Genomic DNA, 16,030 nt, shown 5'->3' with positions numbered 1-16,030 from the left:
GTGTTAAGACTAAGCGCCTTTACCTGCTTGTAATTCTTTACCTACGTTTTCGAAGATTCCTTTTAGGTTTGTACCTAAAGTTTTCATAACAACGATAACTACTACTGAAACAAGAACTAAGATAAGTCCGTATTCAACCATACCTTGTCCTGATTCTTCATTTAATAACCAGTTTTTCATAATTTTCTCCTCATTTTTCTTCCCTAGTTTATTTTAGGGACTAGATCAGCGACTGTTTCAAACATCGTTTTTACATAACCACTCCCAATGGATTGGAGTACCACTACAGTAACTACCGAAACCAATACAAGAATAAGTCCGTATTCAACCATGCCTTGTCCAGACTCCTCGTCCATAAATTCATTTACGGTTATCATAACTATCTCCTAACATCCTAACAGAACACTGCAAATCAACATACTGATGACTGGGTAATACAGCGCGAATAAAGCACCGCCCATTAATTGTGTACACATGGGGAATGTACTACCGATGTACATCGTTTTAGTATAAAAACCAATAACAATGTAAATTAACAAGCAAAGTACGATACCTATTAGAAATGTTAGAATATTAGGTAATCCCAACATAAATGATAATGCAATTGCAAGCTTTATATCGCCTGCTCCCACACCGAGACTTCCAGAGAATGCTTTTGTCAAGAAGGCTGTAGCAAAGAACAGAATACCTGTTAATAGCATTGCTATAAGTCCAGTTGACAATCCATGAAATCCATTTGATGCAAACTGATAAACAACTCCAATAACAAGGACACTAAGGACCATCTCATTTGGAATTATTCGAATACGTTGATCGATTCGAATACCATAAACTGCTAAGAAAGCAATTATGGAAATAACAGTTGCTTCAAAGAATCCGAATGATGTATATGCAACTAAAGTAGCTGCACCGACATAAATGCCATTCATCAATGCGTCATGCGCATCTTCTGGACGAAAGACCTTATAGATCTTATTGTTACGATTTTGTTTCCAAGCAACTGTATCTTTCACAAATCTTGAAATGTTGTATCCTAGTGTAAAAAATAAAGCTGTTAGAACAATATAAACAATAATATTCACTATAGAATCTCCTCATCACCGACATAGATAGTATATGACGATACGTGCACGCTATCTACCAATATTTTGACGTGAATTTCACAAAATTTTAACCATTTACCCATCTTTGTTGTAGAGTACGCATTATTTGTCATGCTATTTGTAAATAATTGTATTAAATGTGAAAAAAGTAAAAAAGATACCGTAATTTGGTATCTTTTTATATCTTATTTAACTTAATGAGACTTATATTCAACAAGCTCTGATTGAATGTGTAATCTAATTCACCGTCAAGTTCCAAATATTTAACCTTCATTCTTGGATTTGACTGTTGACGTATGTAATCACGTTCTTCTGGCGTGAGATTTGAAATCCCTGTATCCTCAATCCAGTTCTGACAGAAATAAGCATTCTTATAATCTAAATAACGTTCCGTCATCTTGTAACGACCGTTTATGCTTTCAATTTTAAAATTGACCTTGCGCTCATAATCAGAACCACTGTTTCGATCCTTTGCGTCAACACGTCGATAAGACTCATAATAATTTGAATATACAATAATGGCGTAATCGTGATGATTTCGAGTGACGATATACCCCTCTCCATAATCAACCACCGTACCAAATAATTCTTGAAGGAATTTAAGCACGTAAAATGGCATCCGCTCAACACCGAGATGGTTGTAGAAACTTGAGTAGGACATCGGAAGCATTTCTTGCTGCGTTCTCCCAAGGATATTCCAAGATGAAAAGTAAAAATCCCCTAAACTTAGCTGAAGTAAAATAGGCAGGAACAAAAGATTATAGAATGGGTTATCAAAAGAATCGTTCCATCGGTAATCATCGTCTACCGCATAATTAAATGACGCTGCAACAATATGACGTCCTAATCGGTCTGCTGGTAAATTACTTCGAATCGCTTGATTAATCTCACGGATGTCATTAAGAATTTTCGGTAGTAATTGATCACTGCCAAAATCATTATTCGTAAAATTTAAATCGCACGTGTAAAATGCTGGATCAATATTCATTCCTGCAATCATTTCAAGATACTCATGATGAATTTCTCGCGTATCATTATCGAAGCTCCCCAGATACAAACCCCAACGGACTTTTTCTTGGTCAAACTTTTCTTGAAGTACATTTACAAAAGAATGGATGCATTCTTTAAACATTGGTCTTCGTTCATGATCACTTACAGCATCATTGATTGTAGGAAAGTACAATTCATAACCCCATTCACGAAGTTTTGAATTACTAATAATTAATGATGCTTCATCCAATGCCTTTTGCATTCCAACGACTGCGTGACTCATTTCGTTTAAACTCGCTCCTTCTTGCAACAAAGCATTAAAGGTTACGAAATCAAGTCTTAAAACGGGAACAATATCAAATTCCGAAAAAACAGTAAAGATATTGTAGATTTCAAACGAGGAAAAGTCACGAAGTGCTCCAGATTTCGTTTGCAACTTAAATACACCATCTAAGAATGCAAGTTTAATCTTGACTGTTTTAAATTTAAAATGTCCCAACGTTTCACGCAATTCTGCAATACTCAAGAAATCACGATCAACAACACAATCCAAATCCACAACGACTCCCCATGCATTCCGGAAATGACCTTTAATAAAATTTGGATTAATTCGCGCTTCTAACGCCTTAATCGGTTCGTTTTCCAATTGACTGGGTCCTTTCGTCCCCACCTCTAAGAAATAACGCACCTTCGAATCTGCTGCATATGGATACTCTAAAGATGTAATATAATCCGTTGTATACTGTTTTCTAAATTGAGTTGGTGATAAGCCGAAAACTTTTTGGAAATCTCGACCTAATGCTTTGATGTCTAAAAACCCACAATGATTTGAAATCTCTGTCATTGTTAAATCTGTATTGATAAGACAGTCAACAGCGTAATTGATACGATTTACTCTAAAGTACTCACTAACATTAACACCTGTAATCTTCTTAAACATTCTTGATAGATAAGCACCGCTGACATTATATTCATCCGCAAGTCCTTCTAACGTAATTTTTTCATTCTTCGCATCTGCATATTTTTCAGTAATATCAATAACGATTGATTCAATTGAATCTGTTGTCTGAATGGTTCGCTTTTGATTCATTACAAACAGTTTGATGGAATCAACGACTTCTTTAACGGCATGATAGCTATTTTCAAACGTTACTTCACCGGCATCTTTTTGACCGTATAAGTGACGAATGGATTCGATAAGACGCACTTTATTTCTTTGGTCTTTAAGGGTACTATCAATACTTACCTTTTGCGATAAGTTAAAGTGTTCTTCTGCAAACGACGCATCAATTTGTGTTACAAGAATTAGATTATCGCGACTGTTTGCATAAAAGCAATGCGCTCGATTCGGCTCAAGAATATAAACATCACCCTCATTTAGATTTAAATACGAACCCTTAACGCGAAGCCCAATCATGCCCTTAACAACATAAATGACCTCAAACGCCTTGTTCGCCTCAAATTCCTTACCATCGATTTGTTTCAAAAACGTACGGTACGGTAAATTTCTTCTAACAACAACTACTCCATTATTCATAGCAATACCTGCGAGTGAGCAGGATTCTGATTTTTTGATATGTATAGTATTCATGGTATGGTTCTCCCTTGCACATTGTCATCAAAAAGAATCACAATACATCCCTAGAATGCTTGTGATTACCTCTTTCTTTGATAAGCATTACCCATACTTATTCAACTCAAAGATCGTATTTTTGTTTATATCTTTTCTTGATCGAATACAACATGTAAGATTTTAACACATTTCAACAAAATTTCACATAGAATTTGCATATTTGGTATGTTTCTACGCAAAATATGTCTTTTTTGTGCACTTTTCCGTACTATTTCGCAAAATAAAAAGAAGGTTTCCCTTCTTTATGGATTTGTGATGTGTGCTTCTCCAACTTTTCGTGCCGTGGCAATTTTTGACTCAGTAATAAAATAAAAATGATTCCCAGGATGGTCAACTGTCCATCCCATTGTAAAGAAACGGTCATCACCTTCATCTTGATGGGCATTTAAATGCATGGGACCAACCTCATATTTACCGTATGAATAATCTAAGAAAAGCACTTTTTGTTTTAACTCGATTGTTGGGTTATCAGAGTGAAACCCTTCAAAATCATCGCGTTTTAATTTCATATACCCTTCCATCGAAACTGTATTGTGTTCAAAAGTATAGTACTTTCGATTTGCCTTGCCATTTGAAATCATATTCCGCATATTCAAGCGATATGTAATTACATCATTCGCAGATACTTCCAAATAAATACTGGACATCATAAAGAGAACAAGTAAGACGACCGACAACACATTAAACCCTTTACGCTGTAACCAATGTCCCTCTTTTTGATCGACATAGTTGAGTAAATGACGAATAACGCCATAATACAAACAAAAACCGAGAAGTCCACCAAGTGTATTGGTAATTAAATCTGTCACATCAAAATGCCAAAGAATCACACCGAACGCAAGCGTCAACAGTAATTCAAGACATTCAATTAACAACGATATAAAAAATGTAACAAATACCGTATATTTAATATTCCGAAGCCGTTTAAAGAATACGGGTAAAAATACCCCCATCGGAACCATCATCAAAACATTCAACAACGGTTCTTTTAAATTTTTGAGACTCAACCCACTCCGAAACGGCATTAAATTATAATAATCGATAGACGCATTCTCAAGCGAAAAATGAATGGCCGCATTTTGAATTTCTTTTTGATTTAATGGTAGTGGAAATAACGTAAGATCAAGAACCTTACCGAGATATAAAATGAATAAAAGACCGAGTATTTTATTTTTAATTGTGGTTTTACGATATTTCACTAAAAAAAACATCGCAATGAGAATATATACGATGATCCCAGAATTGATCGATACCCCTTGTGTATTCTTAATTATTGGACCTAAATAACGTTCAAACATGTAAAACTCCATTCTATACCCAAATTTTACATGATTCCCTTATTGTTGTCGAGAATTCTGGAGATTAATATGTTTAATTTCATCGATTGGTGATTCTTTAACAAATTTACGTGGTTTTTCTGTTTTAACGATGACATCATCGTGATAAATAATCCGTGTCCGAATTTCCATAATCCCATTTTCTCCAGCTACTGGATGCATCATGTCGATTTTATTTGGATCAATATAAATTGTTTTAAACGGAATTTCGACATACTCAACAACCTCATCGTATGTTACTTTTTTACACATTGCATAAACCGTCATGTCTTTATAAACCCTGATTCTATTTTCGGATATTGCATGATTATCAAAGGACCACCCTTTGAAAAGAACCGCTTGTTCCGCATCAAATAAATGTTTCTTCGGCAATTCAAAAACAGTATTTTTACGAACAACATGGATTGTTTTGGTAAACGCTTGAAATGGCATGGATTCTGATTTTAAAACTACAAACGCATAATTATTTTTAAATACAATAAATGACATTACACAGATACAAACTGAAACTAGAAAAACATACCTTATTCGTTTATTTTGATTCATAAATGCCCCTCTATAACGTATCATAAAACTAAGTTTATTTACGAAAATCGTTATTTAAGACAAAACCATTCCTATTTAGTACAAAAATGAACGCTTAAAAAGATTTATGTTATAATGTTTCAAGATATTTTAGTGAAGGATTGTAAAGTTTAACCTTCATGATGAAAGAAGGTTAATGATGCCCTATCTAGAAATTAAAAACCTAACGCACACTTTTGTGGAGCGTCAGTTGTATAGTAATGCCGAGTTTCTCCTCCATAAGGGAGATCATATTGGTCTTGTAGGATTAAATGGCGCTGGTAAAAGTACTTTAATTAGATTTATGACTGGTGACTTATCGCCAGACTTTGGAACCGTTGTCTGGCAAGATAAAATTGAACTTGCCTTTATGGATCAATATGTTCGTGTTGACCCGAATTTAACCATCCATGGTTACCTATCAACAACCTATAAAGATTTATTTGAACTTGAGGCTCGTATGAATGCATATTACCTCGAATCGATGGAAGATGATGATGCACTTCGTAAAGCTTCAAACATTCAAGAACGTTTATTACAAGCCGATTTTTATACAATCGAAACTGAAATTCAAAAGGTAATTCAAGGGCTTGGATTACACCTTTTGGGCGCGGATACAAAAATTGAACATCTTTCCGGTGGACAACGCGCTAAAGTCATATTAGGAAAATTGTTGCTTTCTGAAGCAGATGTATTGTTACTGGATGAGCCGACCAACTTCTTAGACGTTGACCATATTGAATGGCTTGCGAACTACCTTAACGCATACCCTAAAAGTTTTATTGTTGTTTCACATGATGATTCATTTATAAACCGTGTTGCGAATGTGATTGTTGATATTGATTTTCAAAAGATAACACGCTACAACGGAAACTACGATGCTTTCTTAAAACAGAAAGAACATAATCGAATGGAACAGCTCAGCCTTTATACCAAACAACAAGCTTATATTGACAAAACGGAAGCATTTATTCGTAAAAACAAAGCAGGTGGTAATGCGAAAATGGCACGTGGACGTCAAAAACAATTAAACCGACTCGACCGTGTCCATGCACCCCTTGCTCATGCAAAACAAAACTACGCCTTTAAGACACTTTCTCAAGCTAATGTTCGGGTTCTTGAAACCCTTGAACTTGCAATTGGTTATGATTCTGTATTAATTGACGGATTTAATATGAAAATTTACGGTGGTGAACGCTTTGCGATTACAGGATTTAATGGTATTGGTAAATCCACACTAATTAAAACCATCATGGGTCAGCTTCACCCTTTAGAGGGGAGCATCTACCTTAATGATGACCTCCAAATCGGATACTTTGAACAAAGCCTCAATTGGGAAGATGATACGTTGACACCACTTCAAATTGTTAGTCAAACATATCCAAAGTTTTCTCAAGGGGAAGTACGTAAAACCCTTGCTTCCGTAGGAATGAAAGAAGAACACTGGAGTCGCAGCATTAAAACATTAAGTGGTGGCGAACAAACCAAAGTAAAACTTTGCCTTCTGATGAACCGATATACCAACATGCTCGTACTTGACGAACCAACCAACCATCTCGATATTGAGAGTAAAAATGCCTTAAAATACGCATTACAGGCTTATACAGGAACCATCATTCTTGTATCTCATGAAGCCAGTTTTTATGAGGATTGGGTTGATCAAATCATCAGTATCGAAAAATAAAAACTTAGACTCTATGAGCCTAAGTTTTTTTAGTCTGTAATTTCTATGGAACGGTGCTCAGGATGATTAAAACTTTTAATAAAAACAAGTGGACTCCCGTCATTTTTATAAATTATGGATTCAATAACTAAAATAGGACTTTCAAGTTTAACACCCAGTAAATTCGCGTACTTAATGGGAACATGCATAGGGATCACCGTAAACGATGCACTTCCTCGATTGAAAAACGCATTAAAATTTTCGAGTTTTGGGAGATCATTGAACGCGTCATCGGATAACTGATTTCGAGCAATATAAACTTCTTCAATCGCAATATTAACATTATTCATGGATAAAATACGAATAAAACGAACAACTGAAGTGTCTTGCGTAATGTTTAACTTTGAACTTACATCCGCACCACATGACGCCTTCACATCAAAATATAAGATCGTATGCTTATCAAATTCAGGGGTTAATAACGAATTCTTTTTAATCAATCGCTTATCAGAGACAAAGGTTCCGCGATTTGCGTCACGGTATAGATAACCTTCATCAACCAATTCATTAATCGCTTTACGAACCGTCATCCGACTTGCCTGAAAATGATCAGTGAAATCACGTTCACTAGGAATTGAGGCATTGGGCTCCATCATATCGATCATCTTAATGATCTTATCTTTAATTTGCTGATAAAGTGGAATTTTCATCCATACACCTCCAATATATACCTATTATAAAATAATCTATAAAACATTCAACGATTATTTGATGAATGCGAAAGGACGCCAAGGTTTGATGTAATCAAGAAGCATCATTTCTGAGTTTGGGATGTGACCGATTTTATTCTTGTTTCCCTCATTTGGCATGGGTTCAAGAACAATATGTAATTCCCCTTTATATCGACCGTATGCGTCATTTAATATAACAACATCACCACGCTCTAAATCTACGGTATTCTTGGGTAAAATCACTTCATTTGCATAGGTAAGACGCGGCATCGTTGAACGCGCCATATACGCACTCATATCCCCACGCACAAAATGATAATGATCATAAATAATTTGCGCTTCAACCTCAGAGAGTTCAACATCCAAGTCTACTTTAAATTGTAACTTCCCTAATGCTATCTTGGCACACGCCTCCAACTCTTCATCTGACGCGTATGCATTACCAATAAGAATATCATCAATCATCTCAGTCGCGATTAATTCACGAATTTGCACATCAATCGGTAAATCACGATGATGTTCAAGGGTACACAATCCTTCATAAACAGGCCAGGGTCCAAACGTTCCACTATTCTGACTGGATACAAATGCAGCGCTTTGCAGGCCAAGTTTACGAATCTTTTGATTACAAAAATCAAAATGCGCTTTACTTAGACCCGTAAATCGTTGTGGATAAAAATTATGACATGTAATCAAAGCATTTTTATTGGGATAAAAAGTCATGACATTCTCAATATAGTCATTTCCTTGACTTGAGTTTAATTCAATTTTTAAGTCGTATTGGTTAAACGTCATTTCACTTTCAAATGCTCCATTAAACCCTTCATCCAAACGGATACCATCGACCCCAATTTCCTTAAAAAACACTAAGTTAGAATGCTTGATTTCAAATGCCTTAAATACTGCAGGTGCCACATCTACAATAACTTCCATCCCACGCTGATGCGCTGCATCCGTAATGGAGCGATAATCCTGAATGAGTTTCTTTTGATTGCTTGAATCAGTTTGAAGTAAACTCATAAAAATACGCTTAAACCCACAGTCTGCCGCTTTATTTATGTATGTGATATCCTGTTCCATCGTCGAATTTTCTGGATAAATTGATATTCCTAATCGTGCCATAATATGCTCCTTTTCTACGCCTTGACGCTGCGTTCATTCAAGATTGTTTGAATTTGATCTAATAGGAGATTAATTCGTTTTTGACTGCCTTTACGATAAAAGCGTTCCATTAATTTGAAATTCAACATCTTTCGCTTCTTAATCGAATGATATGACTCGGCGTATGTTAGTTTAAATTGAGAATCATCAAGAGGTTCTAGATGATATTCAAGGGTGTTAATCCCTTGAGCACTCTCAAAGCGTACCGAGTATGTATTCGGTCGTTTAAGTTCTAAAAGGGTTACCGTAACATTTCCAGAATTACCCATGCGACCTCTTAGTTGTTTTTGATATTGATATCCTTCGTGAATTTCATCTTCCGTAAGGTTATGACCTGTACTTGTCGCAAGATCCATAAGCAGTGATTCGATTAACAAATCATAACACTGTTCCGGTGTGCCTTGCATCGTTCTATATACTTCCATTAATTTCGCCCCTTTCGATAAAAGAGTATCATCGCAATGACAATGAGCATGATACCCGAAATCAAGATACCAAACCCTTGATCTACCGTACTGGATAGTAAAACCAAAAGCGTTCCGATTGCGAATATAAAAACAATCCACTGTTTCATAATTAACCTCCACTAAAACAAATATTAGGAGCAGTTAAGCCCCTAATATCTCAATAAATATTATTCTTGTGTTTCAGTATAATCAATCTTATTTGCTACCATTACAAATACGGCCCAAATTGCTGTACCAATAACCAAGTTAATCAATGCTAGCATGGCTGCTGTAAATGAGAATCCCGTTGCCATCCATGCATAAAGAATTGGTGGCATAACCCATGGAACTTCTAAGAATACAGGTGGAACGATTCCAGCTGATGTTGCAAGATATGCAATCGTAACAAGAATTGTTGGTACTAAAATCCAAGGGATTAAGTAAATTGGATTTAAAACAATTGGTAATCCAAAAATCACTGGTTCGTTAATATTAAACAATCCCATTGGCGCACTTAACTTCGCCACTGCACGATTTTCTTCACGTTTCGAGAAAATAAGAAGCGCAATAATGAGTCCTAACGTACAACCAGCGCCACCCATCCACGCAAAGGCATCAAATGATCCACGCGTCCATAAATAGGGTAAATTTTCTGCAGATAAGGCTGCATTATATGCGTTTGTATTTGCAGTTAAAGCTACTTTATACACACCATCAAGGGCTGGTGCTAATACATTGGTACCGTGAAGTCCAAAGAACCAGAATACCGAGACTGACATAGTTACAAAAATAACTGACCCAAGACCTTGCGAAACATTTAAGAAAGGCATTTGGACATATTTAAGAATTAAATCCCCAACCGAAGCATCAAAGAATGTTGATGTAAGGTATGCAAGGGTTCCAACAGCATATAAAGCCACACAACCTGGAATAATTGAAGCAAATGCGCGGGAAACTGCCGGTGGGACTTGATCCGGTAACTTAATTGTAATGTTCTTATTCATAAGTTTTGCATAGATTATTGTTGCAATAAACCCTACAATTAAAGCCGTAAAAAGACCCTTAGCATCCATATAGCCAATGCCAATGAATCCCCAGCCCACTACAGGTTCTGCTAACCCAGCCACATCGATGGATGCAACTTGTGGTGTCACAACAATAAATGAAGCGAGTGAAATAAGACCACCCGCAAGTGGATCCACATCATAGGCTTTCGATAATTGATAACCGATTGCAAATGCAAACACTAACGCTAAAATTGCCAGTGTTCCAAACCAAATGTTTCCGTTGATACCAATAAGCCAACTAAATGCATCAGTAATGCCATCTGCACCAAATTTAGCGGGTAAATCACGTACAAGTGCATTTAATAATACCGCGACAGACCCAGCCATCGTGATTGGCATGATGCTTATAAATGCATCACGAATTGCCACTAAATGCTTTTGTGAACCAATTTTAATTGCAATTGGGACGAAATGCTCTTCCATCCATGAAGTTAATTTCTCCATATATATCTTCTCCTTTACTACGGCTCATACCGGTTATTTTATGTGGTATATACCATGTAGTTAATCTTAATATAACACACTCATATCGAGATGCAAGCGTTATCATCAGACTTTCACAAAAATAACACGAACTCAAGACCAACTTGATTCCACAAAAAAAACAGGTTTATGAAACCTGTTTTTTATTCTTGATTTAAAAGTCCAAGTGTGCGCGATGTCTCGACAACAAAGATTACGCCATGTCCTGGTTTATCAATTTCAAACGATGTATTGAGCGCATGAACGATGGCATCCGTCATATCCATTTGCGATAGGATGAGGATTACTTCTTTCTCAGGCTCAATATCCATATTAAACAATTTTTCATGCTCATGAGTTCCAGACCCTCGTGCATGAATAATGGTTCCCCCTGTTGCACCATGTTCTTTTGCAACATGCATTACATCTTGGGCAAATCCATCATCGACAATAATAAAAATAGCATCGATACCCACGTTTCGCTCACCTTCCTTTAACGTTTTAATATGACTTGGTAATTTTTGAATCCCAAGAACACTTTTAAGCGGGACTGAAAAAATCACGCCTGAATCGGCTTTTTTAAAATTCGTGTGCTTTTGAATGTGATCATAGAAATCTTTCTCAAGCAATTCCGGCATAATTGTAAGACATACCTCTTTACGACGTTCTTCAATCCCAAGAAGATTGAGCAGACGGTCTCTGACACATCCACGTCCTTGAAACACAGTTCCACCGGTAGCACCGACTTCGCGCGAAATTGATAGAATATGCGAACCGCGTTCACGTTCCACAATTGAGCAAACCATGATAAGATTTGAAATTTGAAAAGGCATAAACTACCCCCCTCTTTTTTTTGTTTTTAGTCCATATAAGACACCTAAAATTTGAATTGCGATAATTGGCATCATTGCAATCATCGCGATGACACCAAATCCATCGGTCATAACATTTGCTGTTGGAATTGCAGTTGCCGCACCTTGTGCAAACGCTAAGACAAAGGTTGCAGTCATGGGTCCAGAAGCAACGCCCCCGGAATCATAAGCAATCCCTACAAAAATGTTGGGTACCTTAAACGACAGCATCGATGCGAGCATAAAACCAGGTAAGAGCATATGCCAAAGTTTAAGGTGCTCTGAAGTAATGCGAAGCATCGACAACATAACCGCAAAAGCAATACCAATTGAGAGTGTAACTAAAATTGACTTTTTCTTAATATGACCAGAAGTAACTTCCTCAACTTGTTCTGTTAGAACATAGACCGCTGGCTCTGCCAAAACAACAACCATCCCCATTAGAAATCCTACGACTAATAAAAGGGCCCGATTTGGTACCAACGCCACACCCTGTCCTAAAATTCGACCTGCATCCATAAAACCCGCTTGTACGCCCGTCATAAAGATTGAAAGACCGAAGAATGTATAGAAAAGCCCTTTAAAAATTTTGTCTCGACGAATTCGAGTAAGTTTAAATTTCCAGACGTCAAACACGATAAAGAGGATGGTAAGTGGTAAAAGTGAAAGCAATGACTCTTTGAACATTGTAGGCAATATCTGAATAAAAGGCAAGAGAATCCCCTGTGATTCAAGAATCACGGCACTTTCACCTTCAATCCCACCCAAACCTCTGATCAAACTTAAGATCATAACCATAAAAATGGGACCCGCAGACGCTAAGCCAACCATACCAAAGCTGTCCTCTTCCGCATGCTTCCCACCTTTTAACTGAGAAACACCATAACCTAAAGCAAGAATAAACGGTGTGGTCATCGCACCCGTTGTAGCTCCTGAGGCATCAACGGAGATTGCAAGAAACTCTTCCGAAACGAAGATCCCTAAAACCATAATCCCAAAATACGTTACCGCAAAAAGTTTATTGAGAGGTTTATTAAATAAAATCCTTAAAAGACCGATGGCAACCATAAGACCAACACCCATCGACACAACACTTACAATTAATGTTGCGGATAACGTTCCACCCGAAGCCATATTCACTTCATTCGCAAGAATTTGCAGATCCGGCTCTGCAAAGGTAATTAAGAACCCAAGGATAACCCCTAAAAGTGCAACAATGCTTACTTTATTCGTTCTTGCAATGGATTTTCCCATGAGCGTTCCAATTGGAACAATTCCAAGTTCTGCTCCAAAGAGAAAAATCCCCAGACCAACAATCACAAACAACGCACCCATTAAAAAACGTACCAAAACTTCCGTTTCTAAAGGCACAATCAGCAGATGCATTAAAAGCACTAAAACTGTAATGGGTAACACAGAGAAAGATACTTCTTTAAATTTACTCAATAAGATATTCAAATAACCCCTCCTAACTCACTGTTTTTAATATAACATGAATCAACGTTCATAATCTATTTATGTGGAACATCACATAAAAAAATCTAACCGAAGTTAGATTTTTTTAGTACTTATCAATATGACGTTTCGCCTCTGAAAGCGACATTCCTGTTTTCTCAATCAACATTTTGGTAGCTAGAATCTTTTTGCCAGATTGTACGAGATTCCGAATTTCCGTTTCAGAATACTCACTGACACGTGTAGACGTATTGGGTGTTGTTTTACTCCCAAATTCTAGTTTATGGTGATGAACTTCTGCTTCCGTATAGGGTCTTGATTTTCGTTCCGCTTCAAATACATCGTATTCTGTTGTTCGTTCTTGAATTCGAGCAATGCTTAAACCGATAATCAGCACAACAAGAATAATAATTAAACCTACAAGTACTTGTTCCATAATAATCACCTTCTTTCTCTTATCATAACTTATCTGCTCATTAATTAAAACAATTAGTAGTAAATACAATGTTTTTTTAAGCTTTTAATCACATTTAAAGAACTTTTTGCTATACTATAACCAACTAATCATAGGTTAAGGGGATACTAAGATTAACTCATCATATCGGAAAGGTACGATGAAATGAAAAATAAAATTAAAGAAAAGCGTAAAGCATTAAAATTGACACAACAAGAACTCGCAGATCAAACCGGGGTTACCCGGCAAACGATTTTAGCCGTTGAGCACAACAAGTATGTGCCATCATTACAACTTGCTTTCAATATTGCGAAAGCACTTAAGACTGACTTACAAGATGTTTTTATTGATGAGTAGTCCCCAAATCACAAATTAGTTTACAGGCTTATGCCTGTTTTTTTATGATTAATCGTCGATCGAATCCAAGTAGCTTCCAACACAAACTCCAACGCTGCATCCAAGACCCAAGCCCAATACTAATTTATCAAGGATAAGTCCGACAACCAAGCCGACACCGACTCCAATCGGAATCCAGGTTGCAAGTGCATTTTTTTCATGTTTCATAAAACCCTCCTTAAAATTCGGTTCCTTTAAGTATGGGTGCCACCCACACAAATCCAGCCCCTGCAAGTGCATAAGCAACTAGACTGGCTGTTATTCCTAGAGATAGGATATTGGCTTCAATATCAATGCCTAGAAGCCCTGACATCGTCAATACGACTCCAATAGGCAACAAACAAAGAATCATACGAATCAACATATCGACAATTTGATTGTTTCGTGATTTCATAATACGAATTGTAAGAATTGACGAAACATTGATCAAGGCAACATAACTCGATACAAAAACACACGCAACCACAATATCCACAACACCTGCCTGTGTAAGCACACCGGATACCAGCGTAAAGCAGAACGTGATGGCTAACGATTTAAGGAATGGAAGTTTAACGGTATTAAAAAGCTTACGCAACGGCGCATCCGGAATCAGATATAAATGGTATTGACTCAAATCATCCTTTAACGTATCTACATTTGCCTGATTGAAGAGTGCAATAATAATAAACATAACATACCCTTGAAGCGGGAGTTTCATCACAAATCCCATGACACTATATATGAGATAGAGCAAAACATCCTTCAGCCCAATCATCCGTCGTTGTTTTTTTAATAACAAGACGTTTTTGTCATGGATTGCGCGTGCACCAGCACCATACTTAATCTCAACATGTTTTATTTTATCGGTATCGATTTCTTGTTTGCCTGCTTTTGCACGGGCATAAAATTCTGAAAAATCCTCGGCATCGAGCATCGCCTGTTCAAAAAAATCACCCTTTGTGTTCGCAAAAACATAGACGGCCAGAATGTGGAATAGAATCATAAGGCCAAATCCCAGGGTTAATTGCCCTAGATTTGATGATACAAATCCAACAAGTCCGAGTTTTGCCCATCCGAATAAAGGAATCCAAAAGAATGCATCTTGGGTTACAAATGCCATTAGAGATCCCATGAAATCAAAACCGTTTTTGTAAAACTGCAAACCAAAGATAACCAAAGCACTCAGAATGAACCCTGCAAAAAGAATTCGTGGTCCTTTGCTCTTTGTTTTATTGATAATTCCTTTTAAGTAAAACCATTCCATGATGAGTGAAAAGGCACTAATTAACAGTGTCGTCATGAAAAAAGTAATGAGGACAAGTTTGAACGGCATTACAAAATGAAGACTAAACTGAAATGCACAGAGAAATGATGCCAATATCGCTAAGAGCATACTTCCCCAGACATTTTCAAAGGGTAGTAGACTTAAAATTTGCTTTCGATTAAAAGGTCCAATAAACATGAAATAGGAGTCTTCTAAAAAGAAGAGACTTTGATGTTTGGATAAAACCATCGACAACATAAAAAATGCACTAATGCCTAAGACAATCATTATATAGGCTTGCATCAACTCTGGCGGCATGATCATTTTCCCTTCATGTCGAAATATGGGAATCAGCATCGAACCATAAAGTACAATTGCCCCTAAAGTAACCAGCGCCGAGGTTGGTTTCTTAAATATATTTCTTATTTTCGCAAAGCGTTTGAGTATAGATAATTTAAGCAAGATGACCAT

General features: G+C 36.8%; 18 protein-coding genes. 2 read left to right on the top strand and 16 right to left on the bottom strand.

Going from position 1 to position 16,030, the window contains the following annotated elements; translation table 11 throughout:
- Window positions 1-9: 9 nt before the first annotated feature.
- The 6 genes from EPJ90_RS00485 to EPJ90_RS00460 form a co-directional block, all read right to left on the bottom strand.
- Complete coding sequence (locus EPJ90_RS00485) at window positions 10-180, bottom strand: Flp family type IVb pilin (RefSeq protein ID WP_018579164.1); 171 nt, start codon at window positions 178-180, stop codon at window positions 10-12.
- A gap of 23 nt (window positions 181-203) precedes the next feature.
- Window positions 204-377, bottom strand: coding sequence for a Flp family type IVb pilin (locus EPJ90_RS00480; RefSeq protein ID WP_125164531.1), 174 nt, complete (start codon window positions 375-377; stop codon window positions 204-206).
- A gap of 9 nt (window positions 378-386) precedes the next feature.
- Window positions 387-1,082, bottom strand: a complete 696-nt coding sequence (locus EPJ90_RS00475; protein WP_161636477.1) for a prepilin peptidase — start codon at window positions 1,080-1,082, stop codon at window positions 387-389.
- A gap of 199 nt (window positions 1,083-1,281) precedes the next feature.
- Complete coding sequence (locus EPJ90_RS00470; RefSeq protein WP_161636478.1) at window positions 1,282-3,684, bottom strand: helix-turn-helix domain-containing protein; 2,403 nt, start codon at window positions 3,682-3,684, stop codon at window positions 1,282-1,284.
- A 284-nt stretch (window positions 3,685-3,968) separates the two neighbouring features.
- On the bottom strand, window positions 3,969-5,024 hold the full coding sequence (locus tag EPJ90_RS00465; RefSeq protein WP_200542404.1) for a VanZ family protein: 1,056 nt from the start codon (window positions 5,022-5,024) through the stop codon (window positions 3,969-3,971).
- Window positions 5,025-5,063: 39 nt separating this feature from the next.
- Window positions 5,064-5,609, bottom strand: a complete 546-nt coding sequence (locus tag EPJ90_RS00460; protein ID WP_161636480.1) for a G5 domain-containing protein — start codon at window positions 5,607-5,609, stop codon at window positions 5,064-5,066.
- A 178-nt stretch (window positions 5,610-5,787) separates the two neighbouring features.
- Between EPJ90_RS00460 and EPJ90_RS00455 the strand changes: the two genes are divergently transcribed.
- Complete coding sequence (locus EPJ90_RS00455; protein WP_161636481.1) at window positions 5,788-7,311, top strand: ABC-F family ATP-binding cassette domain-containing protein; 1,524 nt, start codon at window positions 5,788-5,790, stop codon at window positions 7,309-7,311.
- Between the two features lie 29 nt (window positions 7,312-7,340).
- Here EPJ90_RS00455 and EPJ90_RS00450 read toward each other — a convergent pair whose 3' ends face one another.
- The 8 genes from EPJ90_RS00450 to EPJ90_RS00415 form a co-directional block, all read right to left on the bottom strand.
- Entirely contained in the window at window positions 7,341-8,000 is a 660-nt protein-coding gene (locus EPJ90_RS00450) for a GntR family transcriptional regulator (RefSeq protein ID WP_161636482.1), read from the bottom strand.
- A gap of 54 nt (window positions 8,001-8,054) precedes the next feature.
- Entirely contained in the window at window positions 8,055-9,143 is a 1,089-nt protein-coding gene (locus EPJ90_RS00445) for a DUF871 domain-containing protein (protein WP_200542403.1), read from the bottom strand.
- Between the two features lie 14 nt (window positions 9,144-9,157).
- Window positions 9,158-9,607, bottom strand: a complete 450-nt coding sequence (locus tag EPJ90_RS00440; protein WP_161636484.1) for a DUF3284 domain-containing protein — start codon at window positions 9,605-9,607, stop codon at window positions 9,158-9,160.
- A complete protein-coding gene (locus EPJ90_RS00435) occupies window positions 9,607-9,756 on the bottom strand; it encodes a hypothetical protein (protein WP_200542402.1) in 150 nt (49 codons plus the stop codon). The genes EPJ90_RS00440 and EPJ90_RS00435 overlap by 1 nt, the downstream gene beginning before the upstream one ends.
- A 60-nt stretch (window positions 9,757-9,816) precedes the next feature.
- Window positions 9,817-11,139, bottom strand: a complete 1,323-nt coding sequence (locus tag EPJ90_RS00430; RefSeq protein WP_200542401.1) for a PTS sugar transporter subunit IIC — start codon at window positions 11,137-11,139, stop codon at window positions 9,817-9,819.
- Window positions 11,140-11,321: 182 nt separating this feature from the next.
- A complete protein-coding gene (locus tag EPJ90_RS00425) occupies window positions 11,322-11,990 on the bottom strand; it encodes a P-II family nitrogen regulator (protein ID WP_161636486.1) in 669 nt (222 codons plus the stop codon).
- Window positions 11,991-11,993: 3 nt separating this feature from the next.
- Window positions 11,994-13,466: a DUF1538 domain-containing protein gene (locus tag EPJ90_RS00420; RefSeq protein ID WP_161636487.1), complete on the bottom strand. Its 1,473-nt coding sequence runs from the start codon at window positions 13,464-13,466 to the stop codon at window positions 11,994-11,996.
- 103 nt (window positions 13,467-13,569) lie between these two features.
- Complete coding sequence (locus EPJ90_RS00415; RefSeq protein ID WP_161636488.1) at window positions 13,570-13,899, bottom strand: hypothetical protein; 330 nt, start codon at window positions 13,897-13,899, stop codon at window positions 13,570-13,572.
- A gap of 183 nt (window positions 13,900-14,082) precedes the next feature.
- On the opposite strand from EPJ90_RS00415, the gene EPJ90_RS00410 reads away from it, so the two are divergent.
- On the top strand, window positions 14,083-14,274 hold the full coding sequence (locus EPJ90_RS00410) for a helix-turn-helix transcriptional regulator (protein WP_125164542.1): 192 nt from the start codon (window positions 14,083-14,085) through the stop codon (window positions 14,272-14,274).
- Between the two features lie 48 nt (window positions 14,275-14,322).
- Here EPJ90_RS00410 and EPJ90_RS00405 read toward each other — a convergent pair whose 3' ends face one another.
- Together EPJ90_RS00405 and EPJ90_RS00400 are read right to left on the bottom strand one after the other, a co-directional pair.
- On the bottom strand, window positions 14,323-14,481 hold the full coding sequence (locus EPJ90_RS00405) for a hypothetical protein (RefSeq protein ID WP_200542400.1): 159 nt from the start codon (window positions 14,479-14,481) through the stop codon (window positions 14,323-14,325).
- Window positions 14,482-14,491: 10 nt separating this feature from the next.
- Window positions 14,492-16,030, bottom strand: a complete 1,539-nt coding sequence (locus EPJ90_RS00400) for a putative ABC exporter domain-containing protein (protein WP_200542399.1) — start codon at window positions 16,028-16,030, stop codon at window positions 14,492-14,494.

The sequence above is a fragment of the Erysipelothrix sp. strain 2 (EsS2-7-Brazil) genome, from assembly GCF_016617655.1.
Classification (GTDB): domain Bacteria; phylum Bacillota_I; class Bacilli_A; order Erysipelotrichales; family Erysipelotrichaceae; genus Erysipelothrix; species Erysipelothrix piscisicarius.
The sequence above is the reverse complement of the archived record's forward strand: the minus strand, read 5'-3'. Positions and strand labels throughout refer to the sequence as shown.

Bases quoted from the DNA above. Each gene is read 5' to 3' on its own strand.
- EPJ90_RS00450 (WP_161636482.1), bottom strand. From the start codon at position 8,000: ATGAAAATTCCACTTTATCAGCAAATTAAAGATAAGATCATTAAGATG.
- EPJ90_RS00440 (WP_161636484.1), bottom strand. From the start codon at position 9,607: ATGGAAGTATATAGAACGATGCAAGGCACACCGGAACAGTGTTATGAT.
- EPJ90_RS00460 (WP_161636480.1), bottom strand. From the start codon at position 5,609: ATGAATCAAAATAAACGAATAAGGTATGTTTTTCTAGTTTCAGTTTGT.
- EPJ90_RS00405 (WP_200542400.1), bottom strand. From the start codon at position 14,481: ATGAAACATGAAAAAAATGCACTTGCAACCTGGATTCCGATTGGAGTC.
- EPJ90_RS00425 (WP_161636486.1), bottom strand. From the start codon at position 11,990: ATGCCTTTTCAAATTTCAAATCTTATCATGGTTTGCTCAATTGTGGAA.
- EPJ90_RS00415 (WP_161636488.1), bottom strand. From the start codon at position 13,899: ATGGAACAAGTACTTGTAGGTTTAATTATTATTCTTGTTGTGCTGATT.
- EPJ90_RS00455 (WP_161636481.1), top strand. From the start codon at position 5,788: ATGCCCTATCTAGAAATTAAAAACCTAACGCACACTTTTGTGGAGCGT.
- EPJ90_RS00430 (WP_200542401.1), bottom strand. From the start codon at position 11,139: ATGGAGAAATTAACTTCATGGATGGAAGAGCATTTCGTCCCAATTGCA.
- EPJ90_RS00480 (WP_125164531.1), bottom strand. From the start codon at position 377: ATGATAACCGTAAATGAATTTATGGACGAGGAGTCTGGACAAGGCATG.
- EPJ90_RS00400 (WP_200542399.1), bottom strand. From the start codon at position 16,030: ATGGTCATCTTGCTTAAATTATCTATACTCAAACGCTTTGCGAAAATA.
- EPJ90_RS00465 (WP_200542404.1), bottom strand. From the start codon at position 5,024: ATGTTTGAACGTTATTTAGGTCCAATAATTAAGAATACACAAGGGGTA.
- EPJ90_RS00410 (WP_125164542.1), top strand. From the start codon at position 14,083: ATGAAAAATAAAATTAAAGAAAAGCGTAAAGCATTAAAATTGACACAA.
- EPJ90_RS00470 (WP_161636478.1), bottom strand. From the start codon at position 3,684: ATGAATACTATACATATCAAAAAATCAGAATCCTGCTCACTCGCAGGT.
- EPJ90_RS00445 (WP_200542403.1), bottom strand. From the start codon at position 9,143: ATGGCACGATTAGGAATATCAATTTATCCAGAAAATTCGACGATGGAA.
- EPJ90_RS00435 (WP_200542402.1), bottom strand. From the start codon at position 9,756: ATGAAACAGTGGATTGTTTTTATATTCGCAATCGGAACGCTTTTGGTT.
- EPJ90_RS00485 (WP_018579164.1), bottom strand. From the start codon at position 180: ATGAAAAACTGGTTATTAAATGAAGAATCAGGACAAGGTATGGTTGAA.